Source organism: Escherichia sp. WS568 (genome assembly GCF_046486085.1).
Classification (GTDB): domain Bacteria; phylum Pseudomonadota; class Gammaproteobacteria; order Enterobacterales; family Enterobacteriaceae; genus Escherichia; species Escherichia coli.
Map to the genome: position 1 here is coordinate 98,207 of NZ_JBJQMC010000004.1, position 25,472 is coordinate 123,678.

Consider the following 25,472-nt stretch of genomic DNA (forward strand, 5'->3'; position numbering starts at 1 on the left):
ACTTATCGACGGTGAAGTTGCATACTATCGATATATCCACAATTTTAATATGGCCTTGTTTAATTGCTTCAAAACGAGTCATAGCCAGACTTTTAATTTGTGAAACTGGAGTTCGTATGTGTGAAGGATATGTTGAAAAACCACTCTACTTGTTAATCGCCGAATGGATGATGGCTGAAAATCGGTGGGTGATAGCAAGAGAGATCTCTATTCATTTCGATATTGAACACAGCAAGGCGGTTAATACCCTGACTTATATTCTGTCGGAAGTCACAGAAATAAGCTGCGAAGTTAAGATGATCCCTAATAAGCTGGAAGGGCGGGGATGCCAGTGTCAGCGACTGGTTAAAGTGGTCGATATCGATGAGCAAATTTACGCGCGCCTGCGCAATAACAGTCGGGAAAAATTAGTCGGCGTAAGAAAGACGCCGCGTATTCCTGCCGTTCCGCTCACGGAACTTAACCGCGAGCAGAAGTGGCAGATGATGTTGTCAAAGAGTATGCGTCGTTAATGTCATTTCGATGATACCGTGCGACCTGGTCGCCGGATGCGATGCTGGCGCATCTTATCCGGCCTACGGTTGCTCTCCAGCCAGGTCGGATAAGGCGTTTATGCCGCATCCGACGATGTTACCGTTTCGGCGCAACATCCGTCGTCCCCTGCAAACGGGGGCGATTTCCCTCCATTTGCCTCAGTGGTTGCGTTTCATGTAACGATGCATGACAGCGCCCGACAAGATCCTGATACTCTTTAGTATTCAACCGTTTCCAGTGTAACTCGTCGTCACTCACGCTGCGTACAGCGCGGGCTGGCGTACCCATCAACAACTGGCGTTTCTCGCCGCGAAAGCCCGCTTTGACAAAGCTCATAGCGGCAACAATGCTCTCTTCGCCAATGACCGCGCCATCCATAATCACGCTGTTCATCCCGACCAGTGCATCGCGACCAATCACACAACCATGCAGGATCGCTCCGTGCCCGATATGGCCGTTTTCCCCAACGATGGTGTCAGTGTCGCAGTAGCCATGCATAATGCAGCCATCCTGAATATTGGCTCCCGCTTGCACGAGCAACCGCCCGTAGTCACCACGCAGTGAGGCGAGTGGACCGATGTAGACACCGGCTCCCACAATCACATCGCCAATCAAGACTGCACTGGGATGGACAAACGCCGTCGGGTGAACCACCGGAATTAACCCCTCAAAGGCGTAATAGCTCACGGTTGTTAACGTCCTTTCCACACTGGATCGCGCTTCTCGGCAAACGCCAGCGGCCCTTCAATGGCATCCTCCGAATGCAGAACCGATGGATAGTTTTTCAACACGCCGCTGCGAATATAGCGATACGCTTCTTCTACCGGCATTTCGCTGGTGGTGCGGTAGATCTCTTTCAGCGCCGCAATCGCCAGCGGAGCGCTGTTAACCAGCTGCTGCGCCAGTTCGCGGGCGTTATCCATCAGTTCCGCCTGGCTAACCACGCGGTTGACTACCCCCCAACGCAGCGCCTCTTCTGCGCCCATTCGTCTGCCGGTCATCACCATTTCATTGACGATGGCAGGCGGCAGGATCTTCGGCAGACGCAGCACGCCGCCGCTGTCAGGAACGATGCCCAGTTTGGCTTCCGGTAGGGCGAAGCTGGCGTTATCGGCACAAACAATAAAATCTGCCGCCAGCGCCAGTTCAAAGCCGCCGCCAAAGGCATAGCCGTTCACAGCTGCGATGACCGGTTTGTCGAGATTGAAAATTTCGGTTAATCCCGCAAAACCTCCCGGGCCAAAGTCAGCATCCGGTGCTTCGCCTTCTGCTGCCGCTTTTAAATCCCAGCCCGCGGAAAAGAATTTCTCTCCGGCACCGGTAATAATGGCGACACGTAATTGCGGATCGTCACGGAAATTTAGAAATACTTCGCCCATTTCAAAGCTGGTTTTTGCATCAATAGCATTCGCTTTTGGACGATCAAGGGTAATTTCCAGAATTGATCCATTGCGGGTCAGATGTAATGATTCACTCATTCCTTTTCTCCATTTTTGCTTTTTCAGGGACGACAACATCCCTGCAAAAAATGCATATTGTTTTAGAGCGTGATTATTAGCTGGCAGGGTAGTTCCCTGCCGTTTCATTTATTTCAGATTCTTTCTAATTATTTTCCCCGAGCAATTACGTGGCAGATCTTTTCTGATCTCCAGATAAGAGGGCACTTTAAATTTCGCCATATTTTGTTCGCAGAAGCGGAAAAATTCCTCTTCGCTCAATGTTTCACCTTCATTCAGCACCACAAATGCTTTGATGGCTTCATCGCGTATCGAATCTTTAATTCCCACAACCACGATATCCTGAATTTTTGGATGGGTGGCGATGATATTTTCGAGCTCCACGCAGGAGACATTCTCGCCACCGCGTTTGATCATATTGCAGCGGCGATCGACGAAATAAAAAAAGCCCTCTTCGTCGCGGTATCCGGTATCGCCGGTATGTAGCCAGCCGTCGGCTTCCAGCACTTTCGCAGTGGCTTTCGGGTTGAGAAAATACTCTTTGAAGATGGTTTTCCCTGGTACGCCTTTAATACAGATTTCACCGATCTCACCTGCCGGGAGCGGGCGATTGTGATCGTCGCGGATCTCCGCTTCGTAGCAAAAGCCCGCCCGACCAATCGACGGCCAGCGCCGTTTATCGCCAGGGCGATCGCCGATAATGCCCACAATGGTTTCCGTCATCCCATAAGACGTCAGCAAGCGAACGCCGAAGCGTTCACAAAATGCGTCTTTTTCCTGCGCCGACAAGTTGAGATAAAACATCACTTCCCGCAGGCGGTGTTGCTGATCGTTCGCAGAAGGCGGTTGCACCATCAAGGTACGGATCATCATCGGAATACATTCGGTAATGGTGGCGCGGTACTTCTGCACCTGTCCCCAGAAGGCGCGGGCGCTGTATTTCTCGACCAGCACAAAGGTGGCCCCGGCAGAAAACGCCGCCATCGCCGCAGTACACTGGCAATCGATATGAAACGCAGGCATTACCGTCAGGTAGACGTCATCGTCACGCAGTGCACACTGCCAGGCGGAGTAATATCCAGCGAAGCGCAGGTTGTAATGGGTAATCACCACACCTTTCGGTCGGGAGGTAGTGCCGGAGGTGAAGAGAATTTCCGCCGTATCGTCAGTCGATAGCGGCGGTGCATAGCACAAGGTGGCAGGTTGTTGATTTTTCAGTTGAGTAAACGAACTCACGCCATCATCAGCGGGAAGTGCCACATCTGTCAGGCAAATGTGCCGCAACTGCGTGGCATCTTCCTGCTGAATCTGTTGATACATGGGATAGAATTGCGCACTGGTCACCAGCAGGCACGCCTGGCTATTTTGCAGGATCCACGCGCTTTCCTCGCGTAACAGGCGGGCGTTAATCGGCACCATAATCGCGCCAATTTTTGCCAGCCCGAACCAGCAAAAGATAAATTCCGGGCAGTTGTCGAGATGTAGAGCAACCTTGTCGCCTTTGCGAATCCCCAGCGTATAAAACAGGTTTGCCGTGCGGTTAATCTCCTGATTTAACTCAAGATAACTATACCGGTTAACGACTCCGCCGCTGGATTCACAAATCAGCGCCGTTTTATGACCGTAAACGTCCGCCAGATCGTCCCACATTTGACGTAGATGTTGTCCGCCAATGATATCCATTGCACCTCTATCCATTTTTGTTCGTTTGTTATTGGGCGGGCGCTAGTCAGGCAAGCTGACTGACGCCACGCGTTTAGTCCTCAACTTTGGCCAGACCTTTGCTGACCAACTCCTGAATGTCGTTTTCGCTGTAGCCGATATTTTTCAAAATGGCAGCCGTGTCCATGCCATGTGAGGGCATTCCGCGCCAGATTTGTCCGGGGTTATTTTTGAATTTCGGCATGATGTTCGGCCCTTTGCAGGTGCGACCATCCATCGTTTGCCACTGAGTGATTGATTCGCGAGCCACATACTGTGGATTGCTTTCCAGTTCCGGTACGGTCAGTACTTTGGCACAGGCGATATTCAGTTCGGCAAAGCGTTCTTTAACTTCTGCGATGGTATGTGCCGCCAGCCAGGCATCGAGTTTCTCTTCTACCAGTGGGCCGTAAGGGCATTCGATACGGTGTATAAGTTGAGTGCCTTCCGGAATTTCTGGCGTGCCGAGCAGATGCGCGAGGCCAATATCTTTAAAGCACTCTGCAATTTGAGTAATGCCCACCAGTTCCATCACGATGTAGCCGTCGGCGCATTTATACAGACCGCAACCGGCGTAGTAGGGATCTTTACCTTTGGTCATGCGCGGGCACATTTCGCCGCCGTTGAAGTAATCCATCATGAAGTACTGGCCCATGCGCAACATCACTTCATACATGGCGATGTCGATGCTTTCGCCTTTGCCGGTTTCACGCACTTTATGCAGTGCTGCCAGCGCCGCCGTGGTGGCAGTCAGGCCAGAAAAGTAATCGGCGGTATACGGGAAGGCAGGCATTGGCTGGTCAACATCACCGTTCTGAATCAGGTAACCACTAAAGGCCTGGGCGATAGTGTTATAGGCCGGAAGATTGGTGTACTCCTCGGTGCCGTACTGACCAAAACCGGACAGGTGAGCGATAACCAGTTTCGGGTTGTGCTGCCACAGTACTTCATCGGTAATGCCACGACGGGCAAAGGCCGGACCTTTACTGGCTTCGATGAAGATATCGGTGGTTTCCATTAATTTCAGAAACGCTTCGCGGCCTTCATCTTTGAAAATATTTAACGACAGCGCGTGCAAATTGCGGCGGGAGAGTTGCGGGTAGTTCGGTTGAACGCGAATGGTGTCGGCCCAGGCGACGTTCTCGATCCAGATAACTTCCGCACCCCATTCTGCGAACATTTGCCCGGCAAACGGTCCGGCGATTTCGATACCGGAGAAGACAACGCGCAATCCGGCCAACGGCCCGAATTTCGGCATGGGTAGATGATCCATTATTAGCTCCTGAAAAATTTATGTAGCGAATGACTGCCGGATGCGGCGTAAACGCTTTATCCGGCCTACATTCGTGCTCCCGTAGGTCTGATAAGACGCGTCAGCGTCGCATCAGGCAGCGCACGGACTTAGCGGTATTGCTTCAGCACCGCGCGACCCAGCGTCAGGATCTGCATTTCGTCAGATCCTCCGGAAACGCGGTCTACACGCAGGTCACGCCAGAAGCGGCTGATGCGGTGGTTGCCCGCAATCCCGACACCGCCCAGCACCTGCATTGCGCTATCCACCACTTCAAATGCCGCATTGGCGCAGAAGTATTTGCACATCGCTGCATCGCCAGAGGTGATGGTGCCGTTGTCTGCTTTCCACGCTGCTTCATACAGCATGTTTTTCATGGAGTTTAATTTGATCGCCATGTGGGCGAATTTTTCCTGAATCAACTGGAAACGACCAATAGCCTCGCCAAACTGCACACGCTGGTTGGCGTAGCGCGCCGCATCTTCAAAGGCGCACATCGCCGTACCGTAGTTGGTCAGGGCTACCAGGAAACGTTCATGGTCGAACTCTTCTTTGACGCGGTTAAAGCCGTTACCTTCCCGACCGAACATGTCTTTCTCGTCCAGTTCCACGTCGTCAAAAGTGATTTCACAGCAGCTATCCATACGCAGACCGAGCTTTTCAAGTTTGGTCACTTTGATGCCCGGTTTGCTCATATCAACAAACCATTCGGTGTAGACAGGTTTGTCCGGAGAAGCCCCGTCGCGCGCCATCACCACGATGTACGGGGTGTAGGCGCTACTGGTAATAAAACACTTACTACCATTAAGATAAATCTTACCATTTCTACGGGTATAAGTCGTTTTCAGGCTACCCACGTCGGAGCCCGCACCCGGTTCGGTAATCGCTGAGTTCCACATCTGCTTACCGGTGCCGCGGAAAGCCATAATCTTGTCGATCTGCTCTTGTGTGCCTTCGCGCAGGAAGGTATTGAACCCGCCCGGCAACTGGTACAGCACATAGGTTGGTGCCCCCAGACGTCCCAGCTCCATCCACACGGCGGCGAGAGTAACAAACCCCGCGTCCAGACCACCGTGCTCTTCAGGGATCAGCAGACTGTCGATACCCATATCCGCCAGTGCTTTGACAAAACGTTCCGGGTAGACGCTGTCACGGTCGCACTCGGCAAAATAGGCCTCCCAGTTTTCGCTGGCCATCAGTTCGCGGATACCGGCGACAAACAGTTCCTGCTCATCATTTAAATTAAAATCCATCTTTCAACCTCTTGATATTTTGGGGGTTAATTAATCTTTCCAGTTCTGTTTCGCGTCTTTAATAAAGGAGAGCGTCACCATAATGTTGACGAAGAACAGCGGGCATCCTCCGGCGATAATGGCGGTTTGAATCGGTTTCAGGCCGCCGAGCGCCAGCAGAACAATACCGATAATGCCAACCAGAATTGACCAGCCGATACGCACCAGCAGCGGTGGTTCTTCACCATCGCGTACTTCGCGGCAAGTGGACATCGCCAGGGTATAAGAGCAGGCGTTAACCAGCGTAACGGTGGCAATAAAGCAGAGGATGAAGAAGCCCCACATGGTGGCGGTGCTGAGTGGCAGAGCGGCCCAGGTTTCGATGATGGCGCGCGCCACACCGTACTGTTCGATCAGATTTGGAATGTTGATGATGTTTTTATCCATCAACAGCAGAGTGTTACTACCGAGTACAGTCCACAGGATCCAGGTTGACGCTGTCAGCCCCAGCACCATGCCGAAGCACAGTTCACGCACGGTACGACCACGGGAGATGCGGGCGAGGAAGATACTCATCTGGATAGCGTAAATCACCCACCATGCCCAGTAGAACACGGTCCAGCCCTGCGGGAAGCCGCCTTTAGCGATGGGATCGGTATAGAACAACATGCGCGGCAGATACATCAGCAACATCCCCACCGAATCGGTGAAGTAGTTCATGATGAAGCTGGCACCGCTGACAATGAACACCCAACCCAGCATCAGGAAGCTCAGGTAACTACGCACGTCACTGGCGATACGTACCCCTTTTTGCAGACCGCAGGCGACGCAAATGGCGTTGAGGATAATCCAGCAGGTAATGATGATAGCGTCCAGTTGCAGGGTATGCGGAATGCCAAACAACCATTGCATACACTCGGTCACCAGCGGCGTGGCAAGGCCCAGACTGGTACCCATCGCGAAAATCAAGGCGACGAGATAGAAGTTGTCGACGATGGTACCGAACAACCCTTTGGCGTGTTTTTCACCCACCAGCGGCACCAGGGTGGAGCTGGGGCGAATCACTTCCATTTTGCGGACAAAGAAGAAGTAAGCGAAGGCGACAGAAAGGAAGCTGTAAGTGGCCCACGGCAGAGGTCCCCAGTGGAACAAGCTGTAAGCCAGCCCCAACTCTTTCGCCCCTGTCGAGTTCGGTTCTAAGCCAAACGGCGGGGTGGAGATGTAGTAGTAGATCTCAATCGATCCCCAGAACAGTACGGCAGCAGACGTACAGGAGGCGAACATCATAAAGATCCAACTGGCGGTACTAAATTCAGGTGGTTCGTTACCTAAACGCTTTTTGGCATACGGGCCAAACACCAGCCAGAACCAACCGAAAAGCATCACTACCATATACCATTCAAATGCCCATCCCCATACATTGGTGACGTAACTGAATACAGCATTAATAACGACATTCGCCGCATCCAGATCTCTGACTGTAAGCCAACAAAGTATGCCGACGATTATTAATGGCGGAAAGAAAACCTTCGGTTCTATTCCCGTTTTTCTCTTTTCATTCTTCATGAGTTAATTCCACTGTGAAAACGAATATTTATTTTGCGTTCCCGTTTGTTTTATTTTTGTTAACATTTAATATAATTATTATTAACCTCGTGGACGCGTTAATGGCTAACTCATAATGGGTATTCAATTGGCTGCATTCTGTGATGTTAGTCACAGTTTTTTATCGGGTAAAAACAGGGCGTTTTTGTGTAAATATTCATTGTTTATCAATGTGATGAGTTTGATTGTGAGTAAAAAAATAGCATCTGACTTTCAATATTGGTGATCCATAAAACAATATTGAAAATTTCTTTTTGCTACGCCATGTTTTCAATATTGGTGAGGAGCTTAACAATATTGAAAGTTGGATTTATCTGCGTGTGACATTTTCAATATTGGTGATTAAAGTTTTATTTCCGAATTAAAGGGCGTGATATCTGTAATTAACACCACCGATATGAACGACGTTTCCTTCATGATTTCTGGAGATGCAATGAAGATTATTACTTGCTATAAGTGCGTGCCTGATGAACAGGATATTGCGGTCAATAATGCTGATGGTTCGTTAGACTTCAGTAAAGCCGATGCCAAAATAAGCCAATACGATCTCAACGCTATTGAAGCGGCTTGCCAGCTAAAGCAACAGGCAGCAGAGGGGCAGGTGACGGCCTTAAGTGTGGGCGGAAAAGCCCTGACCAACGCCAAAGGGCGTAAAGATGTGCTATCGCGCGGTCCGGATGAACTGATTGTGGTGATTGATGACCAGTTCGAGCAGGCACTGCCGCAACAAACGGCGAGCGCACTGGCTGCCGCCGCCCAGAAAGCAGGCTTTGATTTGATCCTCTGTGGCGATGGTTCTTCCGACCTTTATGCCCAGCAGGTTGGTTTGCTGGTAGGCGAAATCCTCAATATTCCGGCAGTTAACGGCGTCAGCAAAATTATCTCCCTGACGGCAGATACCCTCACCGTTGAGCGCGAACTGGAAGATGAAACCGAAACCTTAAGCATTCCGCTGCCTGCGGTTGTTGCTGTTTCCACTGATATCAACTCCCCACAAATTCCTTCGATGAAAGCCATTCTCGGCGCGGCGAAAAAGCCAGTCCAGGTATGGTCGGCGGCGGATATCGGTTTTAACGCAGAGGCAGCCTGGTCAGAACAACAGGTTGCCGCGCCGAAACAGCGCGAGCGTCAGCGCATCGTGATTGAAGGCGACGGCGAAGAACAGATCGCCGCATTTGCTGAAAATCTTCGCAAAGTCATTTAATTACAGGGGATGCTATGAACACGTTTTCTCAAGTCTGGGTATTCAGCGATACCCCTTCTCGTCTGCCGGAACTGATGAACGGTGCGCAGGCTTTAGCTAATCAAATCAACACTTTTGTCCTCAATGATGCCGACGGCGCACAGGCAATCCAGCTCGGCGCTAATCATGTCTGGAAATTAAGCGGCAAACCGGACGAGCGGATGATCGAAGATTACGCCGGTGTCATGGCTGACACTATTCGCCAGCACGGCGCAGACGGTCTGGTGCTGTTGCCAAACACCCGTCGCGGCAAATTACTGGCGGCAAAACTGGGTTATCGCCTTAAAGCGGCGGTGTCTAACGATGCCAGCACCGTCAGCGTACAGGACGGTAAAGCGACAGTGAAACACATGGTTTACGGCGGTCTGGCGATTGGCGAAGAACGCATTGCCACGCCGTATGCGGTACTGACCATCAGCAGCGGCACGTTCGATGCGGCTCAGCCAGACGCGTCACGCACTGGCGAAACGCACACCGTGGAGTGGCAGGCTCCGGCTGTGGCGATTACCCGCACGGCAACCCAGGCGCGTCAGAGCAACAGCGTCGATCTCGACAAAGCCCGACTGGTGGTCAGCGTCGGTCGCGGTATTGGCAGCAAAGAGAACATTGCGCTGGCAGAACAGCTTTGTAAGGCGATAGGTGCGGAGCTGGCCTGTTCTCGTCCGGTGGCGGAAAACGAAAAATGGATGGAGCACGAACGCTATGTCGGTATCTCCAACCTGATGCTGAAACCTGAACTGTACCTGGCGGTGGGGATCTCCGGGCAGATCCAGCACATGGTTGGCGCTAATGCGTCGCAAACCATTTTCGCCATCAACAAAGATAAAAATGCGCCGATCTTCCAGTACGCGGATTACGGCATTGTTGGCGACGCCGTGAAAATCCTTCCGGCACTGACCGCAGCTTTAGCGCGTTGATCCACTCTGGCAGGGCTGCATTTTGGCCCTGCCGCTGACAGGGAGCTCTTATGTCCGAAGATATCTTTGACGCCATCATCGTCGGTGCAGGGCTTGCCGGTTCGGTTGCCGCACTGGTGCTCGCCCGCGAAGGTGCGCAAGTGTTAGTTATCGAGCGAGGCAATTCCGCAGGTGCCAAGAACGTCACCGGCGGGCGTCTCTATGCCCACAGTCTGGAACACATTATTCCTGGTTTCGCTGACTCCGCCCCCGTAGAACGCCTGATCACCCATGAAAAACTCGCGTTTATGACGGAAAAGTCAGCGATGACTATGGACTACTGCAATGGCGACGAAACCTCGCCATCCCAGCGTTCTTACTCCGTTTTGCGCAGTAAATTTGATGCCTGGCTGATGGAGCAGGCCGAAGAAGCGGACGCGCAGTTAATTACCGGGATCCGCGTCGATAACCTCGTACAGCGCGATGGCAAAGTTGTCGGCGTAGAAGCTGATGGCGATGTGATTGAAGCGAAAACGGTGATCCTTGCTGATGGGGTGAATTCCATCCTTGCCGAAAAGCTGGGGATGGCAAAACGCGTTAAACCGACGGATGTGGCGGTTGGCGTGAAGGAACTGATCGAGTTACCGAAGTCGGTTATCGAAGACCGTTTTCAGTTGCAGGGTAATCAGGGCGCGGCTTGCCTGTTTGCGGGATCACCCACCGATGGCCTGATGGGCGGTGGCTTCCTTTATACCAATGAAAATACCCTGTCGCTGGGGCTGGTTTGTGGTTTGCATCATCTGCATGACGCAAAAAAATCGGTGCCGCAAATGCTGGAAGATTTCAAACAACATCCGGCCGTTGCACCGCTGATCGCAGGCGGCAAGCTGGTGGAATATTCCGCTCACGTAGTGCCGGAAGCAGGCATCAACATGCTGCCGGAGTTGGTTGGTGACGGCGTACTGATTGCCGGTGATGCCGCCGGAATGTGTATGAACCTCGGTTTTACCATTCGCGGTATGGATCTGGCGATTGCCGCCGGGGAAGCAGCAGCAAAAACTGTGCTTTCAGCGATGAAAAGCGACGATTTCAGTAAGCAAAAACTCGCGGAATATCGTCAGCATCTTGAGAGTGGCCCGCTGCGCGATATGCGCATGTACCAGAAACTACCGGCGTTCCTTGATAACCCACGCATGTTTAACGGCTACCCGGAACTGGTGGTGGGCGTGGCGCGTGACCTGTTCACCATTGACGGCAGTGCGCCGGAACTGATGCGCAAGAAAATCCTCCGCCACGGCAAGAAAGTGGGCTTCATCAATCTGATCAAGGATGGCATGAAAGGAGTGACCGTTTTATGACTTCTCCCGTCAATGTGGACGTCAAACTGGGCGTCAATAAATTCAATGTCGATGAAGAGCATCCGCACATTGTTGTGAAGGCCGATGCCGATAAACAGGCGCTGGAGCTGCTGGTGAAAGCGTGCCCCGCAGGTCTGTACAAGAAGCAGGATGACGGCAGTGTGCGCTTCGATTACGCCGGATGTCTGGAGTGCGGCACCTGTCGCATTCTGGGGCTGGGGTCGGCGCTGGAACAGTGGGAATACCCGCGCGGCACCTTTGGTGTGGAGTTCCGTTACGGCTGATGTTGGTTTGATACGTAACGCCGTACTGACTCTCATTGCAAAAAAACAGGAATAACCCATGCAACCGTCCAGAAACTTTGACGATCTTAAATTCTCCTCTATTCACCGCCGCATTTTGCTGTGGGGAAGCGGTGGTCCGTTTCTGGATGGTTATGTACTGGTAATGATTGGCGTGGCGCTGGAGCAACTGACTCCGGCGCTGAAACTGGACGCTGACTGGATTGGCTTGCTGGGCGCGGGAACGCTCGCCGGGCTGTTCGTTGGCACATCGCTGTTTGGCTATATCTCCGATAAAGTCGGACGGCGCAAAATGTTCCTCATTGATATCATCGCCATCGGCGTGATATCTGTGGCGACGATGTTTGTCTCATCCCCCGTCGAACTGTTGGTGATGCGGGTACTTATCGGCATTGTCATCGGTGCGGATTATCCCATCGCCACCTCAATGATCACCGAGTTCTCCAGTACCCGTCAGCGGGCGTTTTCCATCAGCTTTATTGCCGCGATGTGGTATGTCGGCGCGACCTGCGCCGATCTGGTCGGTTACTGGCTTTATGATGTGGAAGGTGGTTGGCGCTGGATGCTGGGTAGCGCAGCGATCCCCTGTTTGTTGATTTTGATTGGTCGATTCGAACTGCCTGAATCTCCCCGCTGGTTGTTACGCAAAGGGCGAGTAAAAGAGTGCGAAGAGATGATGATAAAACTGTTTGGCGAACCGGTGGCTTTCGATGAAGAGCAGCCGCAGCAAACCCGTTTTCGCGATCTGTTTAATCGCCGCCATTTTCCTTTTGTTCTGTTTGTTGCCGCCATCTGGACCTGCCAGGTGATCCCCATGTTCGCCATTTACACCTTTGGCCCGCAAATCGTTGGTTTGTTGGGATTGGGAGTTGGCAAAAACGCGGCGTTGGGGAATGTGGTGATTAGCCTGTTCTTTATGCTTGGCTGTATTCCGCCGATGCTGTGGTTAAACACCGCCGGACGGCGTCCATTGTTGATTGGCAGTTTTGCCATGATGACGCTGGCGCTGGCGGTTTTGGGGCTGATCCCGGATATGGGGATCTGGCTGGTAGTGATGGCATTTGCGGTGTATGCCTTTTTCTCTGGCGGGCCGGGTAATTTGCAGTGGCTCTATCCTAATGAACTCTTCCCGACGGATATCCGCGCCTCTGCCGTGGGCGTGATTATGTCCTTAAGCCGTATTGGCACCATTGTTTCGACCTGGGCACTGCCAATCTTTATCAATAATTACGGCATCAGTAGCACCATGCTGATGGGGGCGGGTATCTCGCTATTTGGCTTGTTGATTTCCGTAGCGTTTGCTCCGGAGACTCGAGGGATGTCACTGGCGCAGACCAGCAATATGACGATCCGCGGGCAGAGAATGGGGTAATTTGTTCAGATTTCTCTCTTTTCTGAATCAATATTATTGACTATAAGCCGCGTGAATATATGACTACACTTTGTGGGAAAACAAAGGCGTAATCACGCGGGCTACCTATGATTCTTATAATTTATGCGCATCCGTATCCGCATCATTCCCATGCGAATAAACGGATGCTTGAACAGGCAAGGACGCTGGAAGGCGTCGAAATTCGCTCTCTTTATCAACTCTATCCTGACTTCAATATCGATATTGCCGCCGAGCAGGAGGCGCTGTCTCGCGCCGATCTGATCGTCTGGCAGCACCCGATGCAGTGGTACAGCATTCCACCGCTCCTCAAACTTTGGATCGATAAAGTCTTCTCGCACGGCTGGGCTTACGGTCACGGCGGCACGGCGCTGCATGGCAAACATTTGCTGTGGGCGGTGACGACCGGCGGTGGGGAAAGCCATTTTGAGATTGGTGCGCATCCGGGCTTTGATGTGCTGTCGCAGCCGCTACAGGCGACGGCAATCTACTGCGGGCTGAACTGGCTGCCACCGTTTGCCATGCACTGCACCTTTATTTGTGACGACGAAACCCTCGAAGGACAGGCGCGTCACTATAAGCAACGTCTGCTGGAATGGCAGGAGGCACATCATGGATAGCCATACGCTGATTCAGGCGCTGATTTATCTCGGTTCGGCGGCGCTGATTGTCCCCATTGCGGTACGTCTTGGTCTGGGATCGGTACTTGGCTACCTGATCGCGGGTTGTATTATTGGCCCGTGGGGGCTGCGACTGGTGACCGATGCCGAATCTATCCTGCACTTTGCCGAGATTGGCGTGGTGCTGATGCTGTTTATTATCGGCCTCGAACTCGATCCACAAAGGCTGTGGAAGCTGCGTGCGGCGGTGTTCGGTGGTGGCGCATTGCAGATGGTGATTTGCGGCGGCCTGCTGGGGCTGTTCTGTATGTTGCTTGGGCTGCGCTGGCAGGTCGCGGAACTGATCGGCATGACGCTGGCGCTCTCCTCTACGGCGATTGCCATGCAGGCGATGAATGAACGTAATCTGATGGTGACGCAGATGGGCCGCAGTGCCTTTGCGGTGCTGCTGTTCCAGGATATCGCGGCGATCCCGCTGGTGGCGATGATCCCGCTACTGGCGGCGAGCAGTGCCTCGACGACGATGGGCGCATTTGCTCTCTCGGCGTTAAAAGTGGCGGGTGCGCTGGTGCTGGTGGTATTGCTGGGGCGCTATGTCACGCGTCCGGCGCTGCGTTTTGTAGCCCGCTCTGGCTTGCGGGAAGTGTTTAGTGCCGTGGCGTTATTCCTCGTGTTTGGCTTTGGTTTGCTGCTGGAAGAGGTCGGCTTGTCGATGGCGATGGGCGCGTTTCTGGCGGGCGTACTGCTGGCAAGCTCGGAATATCGTCATGCGCTGGAAAGCGATATCGAACCCTTTAAAGGTTTGCTGCTGGGGCTGTTTTTCATTGGCGTTGGCATGTCGATAGACTTTGGCACGCTGATTGAAAACCCATTGCGTATTGTCATTCTGCTGCTCGGTTTCCTCATCATCAAAATCGCCATGCTGTGGCTGATTGCCCGACCGTTGCAGGTGCCGAATAAACAGCGTCGCTGGTTTGCGGTGTTGTTAGGGCAGGGTAGTGAGTTTGCTTTTGTGGTGTTTGGCGCGGCGCAAATGGCGAATGTGCTGGAGCCGGAGTGGGCGAAATCGCTGACCCTGGCGGTGGCGCTGTCGATGGCGGCAACGCCGATTCTGCTGGTGATCCTCAATCGCCTTGAGCAATCTTCTACTGAAGAGGCGCGTGAAGCCGATGAGATCGACGAAGAACAGCCGCGGGTAATCATCGCCGGATTCGGTCGTTTTGGGCAGATAACCGGACGTTTACTGCTCTCCAGCGGGGTGAAAATGGTGGTGCTCGATCACGATCCGGACCATATCGAAACCTTGCGTAAATTTGGTATGAAAGTGTTTTATGGCGATGCCACGCGGATGGATTTACTGGAATCTGCCGGAGCGGCGAAAGCGGAAGTGCTGATTAACGCCATCGACGATCCGCAAACCAACCTGCAACTGACAGAGATGGTGAAAGAACATTTCCCGCATTTGCAGATTATTGCCCGCGCCCGCGATGTCGACCACTACATTCGTTTGCGTCAGGCAGGCGTTGAAAAGCCGGAGCGTGAAACCTTCGAAGGTGCGCTCAAAACCGGGCGTCTGGCACTGGAAAGTTTAGGTCTGGGGCCGTATGAAGCGCGAGAACGTGCCGATGTGTTCCGCCGCTTTAATATTCAGATGGTGGAAGAGATGGCAATGGTTGAGAACGACACCAAAGCCCGTGCGGCGGTCTATAAACGCACCAGCGCGATGTTAAGTGAGATCATTACCGAAGACCGTGAACATCTGTCATTAATTCAACGACATGGCTGGCAGGGAACCGAAGAAGGGAAACATACTGGCAATATGGCGGATGAACCGGAAACGAAACCCTCATCCTAATAAAGAGTGACGTAAATCACACTTTACAGCTAACTAATTGTTTTTATTTCATTGTAATGCGGCGAGTCCAGTGGGAGAGCGTGGACTCGCCAGCAGAATATAAAATTTTCCTCAACATCATCCTCGCACCAGTCGACGACGGTTTACGCTTTACGTATAGTGGCGACAATTTTTTTTATCGGGAAATCTCAATGATCAGTCTGATTGCGGCGTTAGCGGTAGATCGCGTTATCGGCATGGAAAACGCCATGCCGTGGAACCTGCCTGCCGATCTCGCCTGGTTTAAACGCAACACCTTAAATAAACCCGTAATTATGGGCCGCCATACCTGGGAATCCATCGGTCGTCCGCTGCCAGGACGCAAAAATATTATCCTCAGCAGTCAACCGGGTACGGACGATCGTGTAACGTGGGTGAAATCGGTTGATGAAGCCATCGCGGCGTGTGGTGACGTACCAGAAATCATGGTGATTGGCGGTGGTCGCGTTTATGAGCAGTTCCTGCCAAAAGCGCAAAAACTGTATCTGACGCATATTGACGCAGAAGTGGAAGGCGACACCCATTTCCCGGATTACGAGCCGGATGACTGGGAATCGGTATTCAGCGAATTCCACGACGCTGATGCGCAGAACTCTCACAGCTATTGCTTTGAGATTCTGGAGCGGCGGTAAGTTTTTGCTATGACTACAAATTGAACGATAAGACGTCTGATTTTACCAGTGAGCGCGATTTTGTGAGTCGCGCTCATTGCGTAGGTCTAAACCCTCAAGCCACTCTACAGTGGACTGAAGTAAACGAGGATGCCATCTCGGCATTAAATGAACTTGCAGAAGAAACAGGATGTTTCTCTGATGAGTACCGGAAATTTTAAGTTTTTAAACTCTGCTATTTCTGTACAGAAGTCAGAATGTTGAGTATCTGCTAAATACTTTCTTTTTGGTCTGTCGTCTGGCGATGTATTTTAGATTGTTACACATCACATCGTAGTTAGATAACATCAGCAAAGTGTTTTTTGAATAATCGAATCCAGGTTTGGTCATCAAAAACATCGCCGATGATGTCAGGGATTTCAATTATTCGAAGATCGTCAGGACTGGAAAGTAGCAGTTCAAGCAATTCTTTAGCGGGTAACTGCTGGGTATAGGGAATAGTTTCTGGCGGATAAAGCTGCTTAAGTTGCTGCCAGATATCAATGAGTTGGGTCGTTTTACTTTCTGTTATCCATACATCTTCAGCCATCCTGGTTATGTTCATTATTGACTGCTGAGAGACAGAACAGAAGAAGCCGTAGTCGACAGCAACGCTGATGCACTCACAAAGAAAAGCGATTCGCCTGCGATGCCAGGTTCGCTGCTCAGCAAACGGGGGTTCATCTGCTTCGTCAATCATTTCCAGAATAATTTCTCTGGTATTAAGCCCGGCGTTGATTTGTCGCACTTAGATATTTTCCGCTTAATAGGCGCGTATTTGTCTCAGGAATTTTTCATTCCCCAAGCCTTTCTTGCAGTTGCACTAACAGGATAAATTTTTTCTGGCGGCAGGAAGGATTTCGCCTGTGTTGTTTTACCGTTTATCAAAAGGTTATGACACTTTCGCACCAGCGGCGTCAGATCATCAATGGCAACAATGGCGTCTTCGTTAAATTGACTGATCAAGTTACGAGAAATACCAAGCTGTAATGATCGGTGCTCCAGTTTTTTGCCATTTATGCTGCGTTCTGGGTCCCACTGAACATATACATTTGCTTGCGCAAATAACGTTTCCCAAACTCCTGCATGTGGATAGACATGGGCTTCCGGCGTGGTTAGCACCGCTTGTTCCAGCAATGTATCAAAGAAGGTGCGTTTGATTCGGATTGCGAGAATGCGTTGTTGATCTTTTTTCAGTCCCCAGTTGCTACGCTCCATCATCCACATAAAAGAGGGTTTAATCCAGGTCATGCGGTTGAATGAAAAAGGTGCGCCAAATCGCCCGTCACGTACGGCGACGTCAGCGATTGCATCATTGTAAGCCTGATAAACCGTGATGGTGTGCTGATTGTAATCAGCACGTATTTCAAAATAGTCAGCCATTATTCCTCCCTGAATGGTAAAGCGTTAAGACGCGGCCGCCTCTCCCTCACCCATATCTTTATGCCGGTTCGACGGCTGGACAAAATACTGTTTATCTTCCCAGCGCAGGCAGGTTAATGTCCCGCCCCAACAGCAGCCGGTATCCAGCGCGTAAATACCTTCCGGCGTACCTTTGCCCTCCAGCGATGCCCAGTGACCAAAGGCGATGCTGTATTCTTCAGCGACGGGGCCAGGAATCGCAAACCACGGTTTCAGTGGGGCAGGGGCCTCTTCCGGCGATTCTTTGCTGTACATATCCAGTTGACCGTTCGGGAAGCAAAAACGCATCCGGGTAAAGGCGTTGGTGATAAACCGCAGTCTTCCCAGCCCCCGCAATTCCGGTGACCAGTTATTTGGCATATCGCCGTACATGGCATCAAGGAAGAAGGGATAGGAGTCACTCGACAGCACCGCTTCTACATCGCGCGCGCACTCTTTGGCGGTCTGCAGATCCCACTGCGGCGTGATCCCGGCGTGGGCCATCACCAGCTTTTTCTCTTCGTCGATTTGCAGCAAAGGCTGGCGACGCAGCCAGTTAAGCAGCTCGTCGGCATCCGGCGCTTCCAGCAGCGGTGTCAGGCGATCTTTCGGTTTATTGCGGCTGATCCCGGCAAATACCGCCAGCAGATGCAGATCGTGATTGCCCAGCACCAGACGTACGCTGTCGCCTAAGGATTTCACATAGCGCAGAACATCCAGCGAACCCGGGCCGCGCGCGACCAGATCGCCCGTCAGCCAGAGGGTATCTTTCCCAGGGGTAAATTCTACTTTATGCAGCAATGCGATCAGTTCATCGTAACAACCATGAACGTCGCCAATAAGGTATGTCGCCATATTCTTTTAATGAATGAGTGTGGGAACGGCGAGTCGGAATACGGGAATGTCGATGCTGAAAGGGACGCCATTTTCATCGATCATTTCGTAGTGACCCTGCATGGTGCCCAGCGGGGTTTCAATGATTGCACCGCTGGTGTACTGGTACTCTTCGCCAGGCGCGATAAGTGGCTGGACGCCAACCACTCCTTCGCCCTGGACTTCGGTTTCACGGCCATTGCCATTGGTGATCAGCCAGTAACGCCCCAACAACTGCACTGGCGCTCGCCCCAGATTGCGTATGGTTACGGTATAAGCAAAAACGTAACGTTCATTATCAGGTGAAGATTGTGCCTCAATGTAGACGCTTTGAACCTGAATACACACTCGGGGCGAATTGATCATCGTTAACTCTCCTGCAAAGGCGCGTTCTCCGCCAGATAGTTCGCCATCTGGCAATATTGCGCGACAGAGATATTTTCCGCTCGCATCGCCGGGTCGATCCCCATTCCGGTTAACACCTCGACGCTAAACAGGTTGCCGAGGCTGTTACGAATGGTTTTACGACGCTGGTTAAAGGCTTCGGTGGTGATGCGACTCAACACGCGAACATCTTTAACCGGGTGAGGCATCGTTGCATGAGGAACCAGGCGCACGACGGCGGAATCCACTTTGGGTGGTGGTGTAAAGGCTGACGGCGGTACTTCCAGCACCGGGATCACGTTGCAATAGTATTGCGCCATGACGCTTAATCGACCATACGCCTTGCTGTTCGGTCCTGCAACCAGACGATTCACCACCTCTTTTTGCAACATAAAGTGCATGTCGGCAATGGCATCAGTATAGCTAAACAGATGGAACATCAACGGCGTGGAGATGTTATAAGGCAGGTTGCCGAAAACACGCAGCGGCTGACCCATTTTCTCGGCCAGTTCGCCAAAGTTAAAGGTCATCGCATCCTGCTGATAAATCGTCAGTTTCGGGCCTAAGAATGGATGCGTTTGCAGACGTGCCGCCAGATCGCGGTCAAGTTCGATGACCGTCAGCTGGTCCAGACGTTCGCCGACCGGTTCGGTCAATGCCGCCAGACCGGGGCCGATTTCGACCATCGCCTGGCCCTTCTGCGGGTTAATGGCAGAAACAATGCTGTCGATCACGAACTGATCGTTGAGAAAGTTTTGCCCGAAGCGTTTACGGGCTAAGTGGCCCTGGTGGACTCGATTATTCATTGGGTGTTAACAATCATTTTGATGGCGAGATTAAGCGCCGTAATAAAACTGCCGACATCGGCTTTGCCACGTCCCGCCAGTTCAAGCGCGGTGCCGTGGTCCACTGATGTGCGAATAAAGGGCAGGCCCAGCGTAATGTTCACACCGCGCCCGAAGCCCTGGTATTTTAGCACGGGAAGACCCTGATCGTGGTACATCGCCAGCACGGCGTCGGCGTTATCGAGATATTTCGGCTGAAACAGGGTATCGGCAGGCAGCGGCCCGTTGAGTTTCATCCCCTGCGCCCGCAGCTCGTCGAGCACCGGAATAATGGTGTCTATCTCTTCCGTACCCATATGACCGCCTTCGCCCGCGTGCGGATTCAGCCCGCAGACCAGAATGCGCGGTTCGGCAATACCAAATTTGGTCCGCAAATCGTGATGCAAAATAGCAATCACTTCGTGCAAAAGCGCAGGGGTGATAGCATCTGCGATATCGCGCAGCGGTAAATGCGTCGTTGCCAGCGCCACGCGAAGTTCTTCGGTTGCCAGCATCATCACCACTTTTTTCGCCTGCGAACGCTCTTCGAAAAACTCGGTATGACCGGTAAACGGAATGCCTGCGTCGTTAATGACGCCTTTATGCACGGGGCCTGTGATCAGCGCAGCAAATTCACCGTTCAGACAGCCATCACACGCTCGCGCCAGCGTTTCCACCACATAATGCCCATTTTCAACCGCTAACTGCCCCGCAGTGACAGATTCACGTAGCGCGACAGGAAGTAGCGTTAATGTGCCCGCAGTTTGCGGTTGTGCAGGGGAGTTGGGGGAATAAGGGCGGAGGGTGAGCGGCAAACCGAGCATCGCTGCCCGGTCGGTAAGGAGAGTGGCATCGGCACAAACAACCAGTTCGACCGGCCACTCACGCTGTGCAAGCTGGACAATTAAGTCCGGGCCAATCCCGGCGGGCTCGCCGGGAGTGATCACAACACGTTGGGTTTTAACCATTAGTTGCTCAGGATTTTAACGTAGGCGCTGGCACGTTGTTCTTGCATCCAGCTTGCTGCTTCTTCCGAGAACTTACGGTTCATCAGCATGCGGTACGCACGATCTTTCTGCGCCGCGTCGGTTTTATCGACATTACGGGTATCCAGTAGTTCGATTAAATGCCAGCCGAATGAAGAGTGAACCGGTGCACTCATTTGACCTTTGTTCAGGCGGGTCAGGGCGTCACGGAAGGCCGGATCGAAAATATCTGGTGTAGCCCAACCGAGATCACCGCCCTGGTTAGCAGAGCCTGGATCCTGAGAGAACTCTTTCGCTGCGGCAGCAAAAGTCGTTTTACCACTCTTGATATCGGCAGCAATCTGTTCCAGTTTCACGCGGGCCTGTTCGTCAGTCATGATCGGCGACGGTTTCAGCAGAATATGGCGAGCATGAACTTCGGTCACCGAGATATTTTTGCTTTCGCCGCGCAGGTCGTTAACTTTCAGAATATGGAAGCCAACGCCGGAACGAATCGGGCCAACAATGTCGCCTTTCTTCGCGGTGCTTAATGCCTGGGCGAAGATCCCCGGCAACTCCTGAATACGGCCCCAGCCCATCTGGCCGCCGTTCAGCGCCTGCTGGTCGGCAGAATGAGCAATCGCCAGCTTACCGAAATCAGCGCCGTTACGCGCCTGATCGACAATGGCACGCGCCTGGCTTTCCGCTTCGTTCACTTGATCAGAGGTCGGGTTTTCCGGCAGCGGGATCAGGATGTGGCTCAGGTTCAGCTCAGTGCTGGCGTCGTTTTGGTTACCCACCTGCTGCGCCAGGGATTCGACTTCCTGCGGCAGGATGGTGATGCGACGACGCACCTCGTTGTTACGCACTTCAGAGATAATCATCTCTTTGCGGATCTGGTTACGATAGGTGTTGTAGTTCAGACCATCGTAAGCCAGACGGCTGCGCATCTGATCCAGCGTCATGTTGTTCTGTTTCGCGATGTTAGCAATCGCCTGATCCAGCTGCTCATCGGAGATTTTCACTCCCATTTTCTGCCCCATCTGCAGGATGATTTGATCCATGATCAAACGTTCCATGATTTGGTGGCGCAGCGTCGCGTCATCAGGAAGTTGCTGCCTTGCCTGAGCAGCGTTCAGTTTTACCGACTGCATTAATCCATCAACGTCGCTTTCCAGCACGACGCCGTTATTGACGACGGCTGCGACTTTATCGACTACCTGGGGGGCAGCGAAACTGGTATTCGCGATCATGGCGATACCGAGAAGCAGCGTTTTCCAGTTCTTCATACTTTTTCCATTTCAATTAACCGCACTGCGGATTACGTGGTAAATCAACAAATCACAAAGTGTTTTGATACGGCAGAATGTTCGAACGCAGCATCTCTTGCGTACCCAGACCGTAGTTGGAGCTCAGGCCGCGAAGTTCGATGTTAAAGCCGATTGCGTTGTCATATACCGCATGTTGTTTATCGTTATCCCAACCGTTCAGCTTCCGCTCGTAACCGACGCGAATTGCATAGCAGCAGGAGCTGTATTGCACACCTAACATAGAGTCGGCTTGCTTGTTCGCATTGGTGTCGTAATAGTAGGCCCCAACAATTGACCAACGATCGGCAATTGGCCAGCTGGCGACGGCACCTACCTGTGAAATACCATTCTTATATTGCTCAGCTGTGGAATAGTACTTAGGCAGCGTAGCCTGAATATATTCCGGGCTGGCGTAACGGTAATTCAGCTGTACCAGACGGTCTTCATCCCGACGGTATTCAATGCTGGAGTTACTGGTCGCTACGTTATCCAGACGTGTATCGTACTGAATCCCGCCACGCAATCCCCAACGCTCGGAGATACGCCAGTAAGTATCGCCTGCCCACACCAGCGAGCCCGTTTTGTCGTCATTCTCCCATGTTATGTTGTCATCGCCAGTGCGAGACTCCGTGAAATAGTAGATTTGACCAACGGAAATATTAAAACGTTCAACGGCTGCATCATCATATACGCGAGTTGTGATACCGGTCGTGACCTGGTTCGCGGAAGCTATACGGTCAAGACCGCCATAAGTCCGGTCCCGGAACAGGCCCGAGTAATCGGATTGCAGCAAGGAGGAGTCGTAGTTATAGATGTCGCTCTGATCGCGATACGGTACATACAGGTATTGCGCGCGCGGCTCCAGCGTTTGGGTATAACCCGGCGCCAGCATTTCCATATCACGTTCGAAGACCATTTTGCCGTCAACTTTAAATTGCGGCATTACGCGGTTAACAGAATCAGCCAGCTTATTGTTTTGTGGGTTGCTGTTATACCAGTCGAGATTGGTCTGCTGATAATGGGTCGCCAGCAGCTTCGCTTCGGTATTGATACTGCCCCAGGTGTTAGATAACGGCAGGTTTATCGTCGGCTCCAGATGAACGCGAGTAGCCTCCGGCATATTGCTGTTTGTATTAACAAAATGCACTGCCTGACCATAAACACGGGTATCAAACGGGCCGAGATCGTTATGGTAGTAGTTGACGTCTAACTGCGGTTCAGCGGCATAGCTGTTGCCACTGGTATCATCAAAAACCTGGAATTGTTTAGTCGAAAGCGTGGCGTCAAAGTTCTGCACCGCATAGCCCACGCTGAATTTTTGCGTGGCGTAGCCATCGGTACTGGAACCATATTTATTATCAAAATCATTGAAATAGGTCGGGTCGCTGACTTTGGTGTAGTCGATGTTAAAGCGCCAAACCTGATCCATCACTCCGGAGTGTTGCCAGTAGAACAACCAACGGCGTGAATTGCTATCTTCTGGATGTTCATCTTCATAGACTTTATCCGAAGGCAGATAGTCCAGTTCCATCAAGCCTGCGCCCGCCTGGGTGAGATAACGGAATTCGTTTTCCCACATAATGTTGCCACGACGATGCATATAATGCGGCGTGATGGTGGCATCCATATTTGGCGCGATGTTCCAGTAATACGGCAGGTAGAACTCAAAGTAGTTGGTGGTGGTGTACTTGGCGTTCGGGATCAAGAAACCAGAGCGACGTTTGTCACCCACCGGCAACTGCAAATATGGGCTATAAAAGATCGGTACCGGACCCACCTTAAAGCGGGCGTTCCAGATCTCCGCAACTTGTTCTTCGCGGTCATGAATAATTTCGCTACCTACCACGCTCCAGGTGTCAGAACCCGGTAGACAGGAGGTAAAGCTACCGTTATCCAGAATGGTATAGCGGTTTTCGCCACGTTGTTTCATCAGGTCCGCTTTACCGCGACCCTGGCGACCCACCATCTGGTAATCACCCTCCCAGACGTTGGTATCTTTGGTGTTCAGATTCGCCCAGCCTTTCGGCCCTTTGAGGATCACCTGGTTATCGTCGTAATGGACATTACCGAGCGCATCAACGGTACGTACCGGCTCCGGTTGTCCTGGTGCCTCTTTTTGATGGAGCTGCACTTCGTCGGCCTGCAGACGGCTGTTACCCTGCATGATATCCACGCTGCCAGTAAACACGGCGTCATCCGGGTAGTCCCCTTTCGCGTGGTCAGCATTGATAGTCACGGGTAAGTCATTGGTATCGCCCTGTACCAGAGGACGGTCATAGCTTGGCACGCCCAACATGCACTGTGAGGCGAGGTCGGCTGCCAGTCCCTGTTGACTATAAAGGGCGGTGGCAATCATGGTGGCCAGGAGAGTGGGGATACGTTTTTTCATACGTTGATTTTATTGTTCCATCATCGGTAACGTTGCGCGTGACAAACGGTCAGAGACTAACGTACTCGTCATCTCTACGCTAGTGTTAATCCTGTCCGAATAGCGTCAGTGGTGTTAGGCACGGCATTGAATGACAGGTATGATAATGCAAATTATAGGCGATGTCCCACAATTGACCGCAGCCGGAAAACGGTAAAAGCACCTTTATATTGTGGGAGATAGCCCTGATATCCGTGTGTCGATTTGGGGAATATATGCAGTATTGGGGAAAAATCATTGGCGTGGCCGTGGCCTTACTGATGGGCGGCGGCTTTTGGGGCGTAGTGTTAGGCCTGTTAATTGGCCATATGTTTGATAAAGCCCGTAGCCGTAAAATGGCGTGGTTCGCCAACCAGCGTGAGCGTCAGGCGCTGTTTTTTGCCACCACTTTTGAAGTGATGGGGCATTTAACCAAATCCAAAGGTCGCGTCACGGAGGCTGATATTCATATCGCCAGCCAGTTGATGGACCGAATGAACCTGCATGGCGCTTCCCGTACTGCGGCGCAAAACGCGTTCCGGGTGGGAAAATCAGACAATTACCCGCTGCGCGAAAAGATGCGCCAGTTTCGCAGTGTTTGCTTTGGTCGTTTTGACTTAATTCGTATGTTTCTGGAGATCCAGATTCAGGCGGCGTTTGCTGATGGTTCACTGCACCCGAATGAACGGGCGGTGCTGTATGTCATTGCCGAAGAGTTAGGCATCTCCCGCGCCCAGTTTGACCAGTTTTTGCGCATGATGCAGGGCGGGGCGCAGTTTGGCGGCGGTTATCAGCAGCAATCTGGCGGTGGTAACTGGCAACAAACCCAGCGTGGCCCGACGCTGGAAGATGCCTGTAATGTGCTGGGCGTGAAGCCGACGGATGATGCGACCACCATCAAACGTGCCTACCGTAAGCTGATGAGTGAACACCATCCCGATAAGTTGGTGGCGAAAGGTTTACCGCCAGAGATGATGGAGATGGCGAAGCAGAAAGCGCAGGAAATTCAGCAGGCCTATGAGCTGATAAAACAGCAGAAAGGGTTTAAATAAGTTTCAACGTGTAGGCCTGATAAGACGCGGCCCGCGTCGCATCAGGCAATCGGCGCAAAATTGCCGGATGCGGCGTGAACGCC

At 52.2% G+C, this 25,472-nt stretch carries 25 protein-coding genes; 11 read left to right on the plus strand and 14 right to left on the minus strand.

Annotated elements, in window-relative coordinates; genetic code table 11:
• Nucleotides 1–116: 116 nt before the first annotated feature.
• The gene (gene caiF, locus ACJHWR_RS06115; protein ID WP_000333125.1) at nucleotides 117–512 is read left to right on the plus strand and encodes a carnitine metabolism transcriptional regulator CaiF; all 396 of its coding nucleotides are present in this window, start codon (nucleotides 117–119) and stop codon (nucleotides 510–512) included.
• A gap of 118 nt (nucleotides 513–630) precedes the next feature.
• Here caiF and caiE read toward each other — a convergent pair whose 3' ends face one another.
• The 6 genes from caiE to caiT form a co-directional block, all read right to left on the minus strand.
• Nucleotides 631–1,221, minus strand: coding sequence for a carnitine operon protein CaiE (caiE, locus tag ACJHWR_RS06120; RefSeq protein ID WP_000122898.1), 591 nt, complete (start codon nucleotides 1,219–1,221; stop codon nucleotides 631–633).
• Between the two features lie 5 nt (nucleotides 1,222–1,226).
• Nucleotides 1,227–2,012 carry a crotonobetainyl-CoA hydratase gene (gene caiD / locus ACJHWR_RS06125; RefSeq protein ID WP_001361348.1) on the minus strand — a complete coding sequence of 262 codons (786 nt, stop codon included), beginning with the start codon at nucleotides 2,010–2,012 and terminating at the stop codon, nucleotides 1,227–1,229.
• A gap of 108 nt (nucleotides 2,013–2,120) precedes the next feature.
• Nucleotides 2,121–3,674: a crotonobetaine/carnitine-CoA ligase gene (gene caiC / locus ACJHWR_RS06130; protein ID WP_001361347.1), complete on the minus strand. Its 1,554-nt coding sequence runs from the start codon at nucleotides 3,672–3,674 to the stop codon at nucleotides 2,121–2,123.
• Between the two features lie 73 nt (nucleotides 3,675–3,747).
• Complete coding sequence (caiB, locus tag ACJHWR_RS06135; protein ID WP_000349942.1) at nucleotides 3,748–4,965, minus strand: L-carnitine CoA-transferase; 1,218 nt, start codon at nucleotides 4,963–4,965, stop codon at nucleotides 3,748–3,750.
• Nucleotides 4,966–5,093: 128 nt separating this feature from the next.
• Entirely contained in the window at nucleotides 5,094–6,236 is a 1,143-nt protein-coding gene (gene caiA / locus ACJHWR_RS06140; protein ID WP_000347117.1) for a crotonobetainyl-CoA dehydrogenase, read from the minus strand.
• A gap of 30 nt (nucleotides 6,237–6,266) precedes the next feature.
• Nucleotides 6,267–7,781, minus strand: coding sequence for an L-carnitine/gamma-butyrobetaine antiporter (gene caiT, locus ACJHWR_RS06145; RefSeq protein WP_000787109.1), 1,515 nt, complete (start codon nucleotides 7,779–7,781; stop codon nucleotides 6,267–6,269).
• A gap of 472 nt (nucleotides 7,782–8,253) precedes the next feature.
• On the opposite strand from caiT, the gene ACJHWR_RS06150 reads away from it, so the two are divergent.
• The 9 genes from ACJHWR_RS06150 (at nucleotide 8,254) to ACJHWR_RS06190 (ending at nucleotide 16,355) form a co-directional block, all read left to right on the plus strand.
• Nucleotides 8,254–9,024, plus strand: a complete 771-nt coding sequence (locus ACJHWR_RS06150; protein WP_000692225.1) for an electron transfer flavoprotein — start codon at nucleotides 8,254–8,256, stop codon at nucleotides 9,022–9,024.
• Between the two features lie 14 nt (nucleotides 9,025–9,038).
• A complete protein-coding gene (locus ACJHWR_RS06155) occupies nucleotides 9,039–9,980 on the plus strand; it encodes an electron transfer flavoprotein subunit alpha/FixB family protein (protein ID WP_001091511.1) in 942 nt (313 codons plus the stop codon).
• 50 nt (nucleotides 9,981–10,030) lie between these two features.
• Nucleotides 10,031–11,317 (plus strand): FAD-dependent oxidoreductase, encoded by a 1,287-nt coding sequence (locus ACJHWR_RS06160; RefSeq protein WP_410226678.1) that lies wholly within the window; start codon nucleotides 10,031–10,033, stop codon nucleotides 11,315–11,317.
• Complete coding sequence (gene fixX, locus ACJHWR_RS06165) at nucleotides 11,314–11,601, plus strand: ferredoxin-like protein FixX (RefSeq protein ID WP_000203741.1); 288 nt, start codon at nucleotides 11,314–11,316, stop codon at nucleotides 11,599–11,601. Before ACJHWR_RS06160 ends, fixX begins: the two co-directional genes overlap by 4 nt.
• Before the next feature lie 58 nt (nucleotides 11,602–11,659).
• Nucleotides 11,660–12,991, plus strand: coding sequence for an MFS transporter (locus ACJHWR_RS06170; protein ID WP_001183201.1), 1,332 nt, complete (start codon nucleotides 11,660–11,662; stop codon nucleotides 12,989–12,991).
• Nucleotides 12,992–13,098: 107 nt separating this feature from the next.
• Nucleotides 13,099–13,629 (plus strand): glutathione-regulated potassium-efflux system oxidoreductase KefF, encoded by a 531-nt coding sequence (gene kefF, locus ACJHWR_RS06175; RefSeq protein WP_000600725.1) that lies wholly within the window; start codon nucleotides 13,099–13,101, stop codon nucleotides 13,627–13,629.
• Entirely contained in the window at nucleotides 13,622–15,484 is a 1,863-nt protein-coding gene (gene kefC, locus ACJHWR_RS06180; RefSeq protein ID WP_000377114.1) for a glutathione-regulated potassium-efflux system protein KefC, read from the plus strand. Before kefF ends, kefC begins: the two co-directional genes overlap by 8 nt.
• Nucleotides 15,485–15,675: 191 nt before the next feature.
• Nucleotides 15,676–16,155, plus strand: coding sequence for a type 3 dihydrofolate reductase (folA, locus tag ACJHWR_RS06185; RefSeq protein ID WP_000624375.1), 480 nt, complete (start codon nucleotides 15,676–15,678; stop codon nucleotides 16,153–16,155).
• A gap of 20 nt (nucleotides 16,156–16,175) precedes the next feature.
• A complete protein-coding gene (locus ACJHWR_RS06190; RefSeq protein WP_000998552.1) occupies nucleotides 16,176–16,355 on the plus strand; it encodes a type II toxin-antitoxin system CcdA family antitoxin in 180 nt (59 codons plus the stop codon).
• A 116-nt stretch (nucleotides 16,356–16,471) separates the two neighbouring features.
• On the opposite strand, the gene ACJHWR_RS06195 is transcribed toward ACJHWR_RS06190, so the two are convergent.
• From ACJHWR_RS06195 to lptD, 8 genes are read right to left on the minus strand one after another with little or no spacing between them, the layout of a single operon-like run.
• On the minus strand, nucleotides 16,472–16,921 hold the full coding sequence (locus tag ACJHWR_RS06195; RefSeq protein WP_001248958.1) for a hypothetical protein: 450 nt from the start codon (nucleotides 16,919–16,921) through the stop codon (nucleotides 16,472–16,474).
• A 35-nt stretch (nucleotides 16,922–16,956) separates the two neighbouring features.
• Nucleotides 16,957–17,556 (minus strand): DUF4291 domain-containing protein, encoded by a 600-nt coding sequence (locus tag ACJHWR_RS06200; RefSeq protein ID WP_000796361.1) that lies wholly within the window; start codon nucleotides 17,554–17,556, stop codon nucleotides 16,957–16,959.
• Nucleotides 17,557–17,580: 24 nt separating this feature from the next.
• Nucleotides 17,581–18,429 (minus strand): bis(5'-nucleosyl)-tetraphosphatase (symmetrical) ApaH, encoded by an 849-nt coding sequence (apaH, locus tag ACJHWR_RS06205; protein WP_000257195.1) that lies wholly within the window; start codon nucleotides 18,427–18,429, stop codon nucleotides 17,581–17,583.
• Between the two features lie 6 nt (nucleotides 18,430–18,435).
• A complete protein-coding gene (gene apaG / locus ACJHWR_RS06210; RefSeq protein ID WP_000610901.1) occupies nucleotides 18,436–18,813 on the minus strand; it encodes a Co2+/Mg2+ efflux protein ApaG in 378 nt (125 codons plus the stop codon).
• Nucleotides 18,814–18,815: 2 nt separating this feature from the next.
• The gene (gene rsmA, locus ACJHWR_RS06215; protein WP_001065381.1) at nucleotides 18,816–19,637 is read right to left on the minus strand and encodes a 16S rRNA (adenine(1518)-N(6)/adenine(1519)-N(6))-dimethyltransferase RsmA; all 822 of its coding nucleotides are present in this window, start codon (nucleotides 19,635–19,637) and stop codon (nucleotides 18,816–18,818) included.
• A complete protein-coding gene (gene pdxA / locus ACJHWR_RS06220; RefSeq protein ID WP_000241224.1) occupies nucleotides 19,634–20,623 on the minus strand; it encodes a 4-hydroxythreonine-4-phosphate dehydrogenase PdxA in 990 nt (329 codons plus the stop codon). The genes rsmA and pdxA overlap by 4 nt, the downstream gene beginning before the upstream one ends.
• Nucleotides 20,623–21,909: a peptidylprolyl isomerase SurA gene (gene surA, locus ACJHWR_RS06225; RefSeq protein WP_000800457.1), complete on the minus strand. Its 1,287-nt coding sequence runs from the start codon at nucleotides 21,907–21,909 to the stop codon at nucleotides 20,623–20,625. The genes pdxA and surA overlap by 1 nt, the downstream gene beginning before the upstream one ends.
• A 52-nt stretch (nucleotides 21,910–21,961) precedes the next feature.
• On the minus strand, nucleotides 21,962–24,319 hold the full coding sequence (gene lptD / locus ACJHWR_RS06230; protein ID WP_000746172.1) for an LPS assembly protein LptD: 2,358 nt from the start codon (nucleotides 24,317–24,319) through the stop codon (nucleotides 21,962–21,964).
• Nucleotides 24,320–24,573: 254 nt separating this feature from the next.
• Here lptD and djlA point away from each other — a divergent pair, with 254 nt between their 5' ends.
• Entirely contained in the window at nucleotides 24,574–25,389 is an 816-nt protein-coding gene (gene djlA / locus ACJHWR_RS06235; protein WP_001200576.1) for a co-chaperone DjlA, read from the plus strand.
• Nucleotides 25,390–25,472 lie beyond the last annotated feature (83 nt).

Bases quoted from the DNA above. Each gene is read 5' to 3' on its own strand.
- caiD (WP_001361348.1), bottom strand. From the start codon at position 2,012: ATGAGTGAATCATTACATCTGACCCGCAATGGATCAATTCTGGAAATT.
- caiT (WP_000787109.1), bottom strand. From the start codon at position 7,781: ATGAAGAATGAAAAGAGAAAAACGGGAATAGAACCGAAGGTTTTCTTT.
- ACJHWR_RS06155 (WP_001091511.1), top strand. From the start codon at position 9,039: ATGAACACGTTTTCTCAAGTCTGGGTATTCAGCGATACCCCTTCTCGT.
- caiB (WP_000349942.1), bottom strand. From the start codon at position 4,965: ATGGATCATCTACCCATGCCGAAATTCGGGCCGTTGGCCGGATTGCGC.
- ACJHWR_RS06150 (WP_000692225.1), top strand. From the start codon at position 8,254: ATGAAGATTATTACTTGCTATAAGTGCGTGCCTGATGAACAGGATATT.
- pdxA (WP_000241224.1), bottom strand. From the start codon at position 20,623: ATGGTTAAAACCCAACGTGTTGTGATCACTCCCGGCGAGCCCGCCGGG.
- folA (WP_000624375.1), top strand. From the start codon at position 15,676: ATGATCAGTCTGATTGCGGCGTTAGCGGTAGATCGCGTTATCGGCATG.
- lptD (WP_000746172.1), bottom strand. From the start codon at position 24,319: ATGAAAAAACGTATCCCCACTCTCCTGGCCACCATGATTGCCACCGCC.
- apaH (WP_000257195.1), bottom strand. From the start codon at position 18,429: ATGGCGACATACCTTATTGGCGACGTTCATGGTTGTTACGATGAACTG.
- ACJHWR_RS06160 (WP_410226678.1), top strand. From the start codon at position 10,031: ATGTCCGAAGATATCTTTGACGCCATCATCGTCGGTGCAGGGCTTGCC.
- caiF (WP_000333125.1), top strand. From the start codon at position 117: ATGTGTGAAGGATATGTTGAAAAACCACTCTACTTGTTAATCGCCGAA.
- fixX (WP_000203741.1), top strand. From the start codon at position 11,314: ATGACTTCTCCCGTCAATGTGGACGTCAAACTGGGCGTCAATAAATTC.
- rsmA (WP_001065381.1), bottom strand. From the start codon at position 19,637: ATGAATAATCGAGTCCACCAGGGCCACTTAGCCCGTAAACGCTTCGGG.
- caiC (WP_001361347.1), bottom strand. From the start codon at position 3,674: ATGGATATCATTGGCGGACAACATCTACGTCAAATGTGGGACGATCTG.
- surA (WP_000800457.1), bottom strand. From the start codon at position 21,909: ATGAAGAACTGGAAAACGCTGCTTCTCGGTATCGCCATGATCGCGAAT.
- djlA (WP_001200576.1), top strand. From the start codon at position 24,574: ATGCAGTATTGGGGAAAAATCATTGGCGTGGCCGTGGCCTTACTGATG.
- ACJHWR_RS06170 (WP_001183201.1), top strand. From the start codon at position 11,660: ATGCAACCGTCCAGAAACTTTGACGATCTTAAATTCTCCTCTATTCAC.
- kefF (WP_000600725.1), top strand. From the start codon at position 13,099: ATGATTCTTATAATTTATGCGCATCCGTATCCGCATCATTCCCATGCG.
- ACJHWR_RS06200 (WP_000796361.1), bottom strand. From the start codon at position 17,556: ATGGCTGACTATTTTGAAATACGTGCTGATTACAATCAGCACACCATC.
- apaG (WP_000610901.1), bottom strand. From the start codon at position 18,813: ATGATCAATTCGCCCCGAGTGTGTATTCAGGTTCAAAGCGTCTACATT.
- caiA (WP_000347117.1), bottom strand. From the start codon at position 6,236: ATGGATTTTAATTTAAATGATGAGCAGGAACTGTTTGTCGCCGGTATC.
- kefC (WP_000377114.1), top strand. From the start codon at position 13,622: ATGGATAGCCATACGCTGATTCAGGCGCTGATTTATCTCGGTTCGGCG.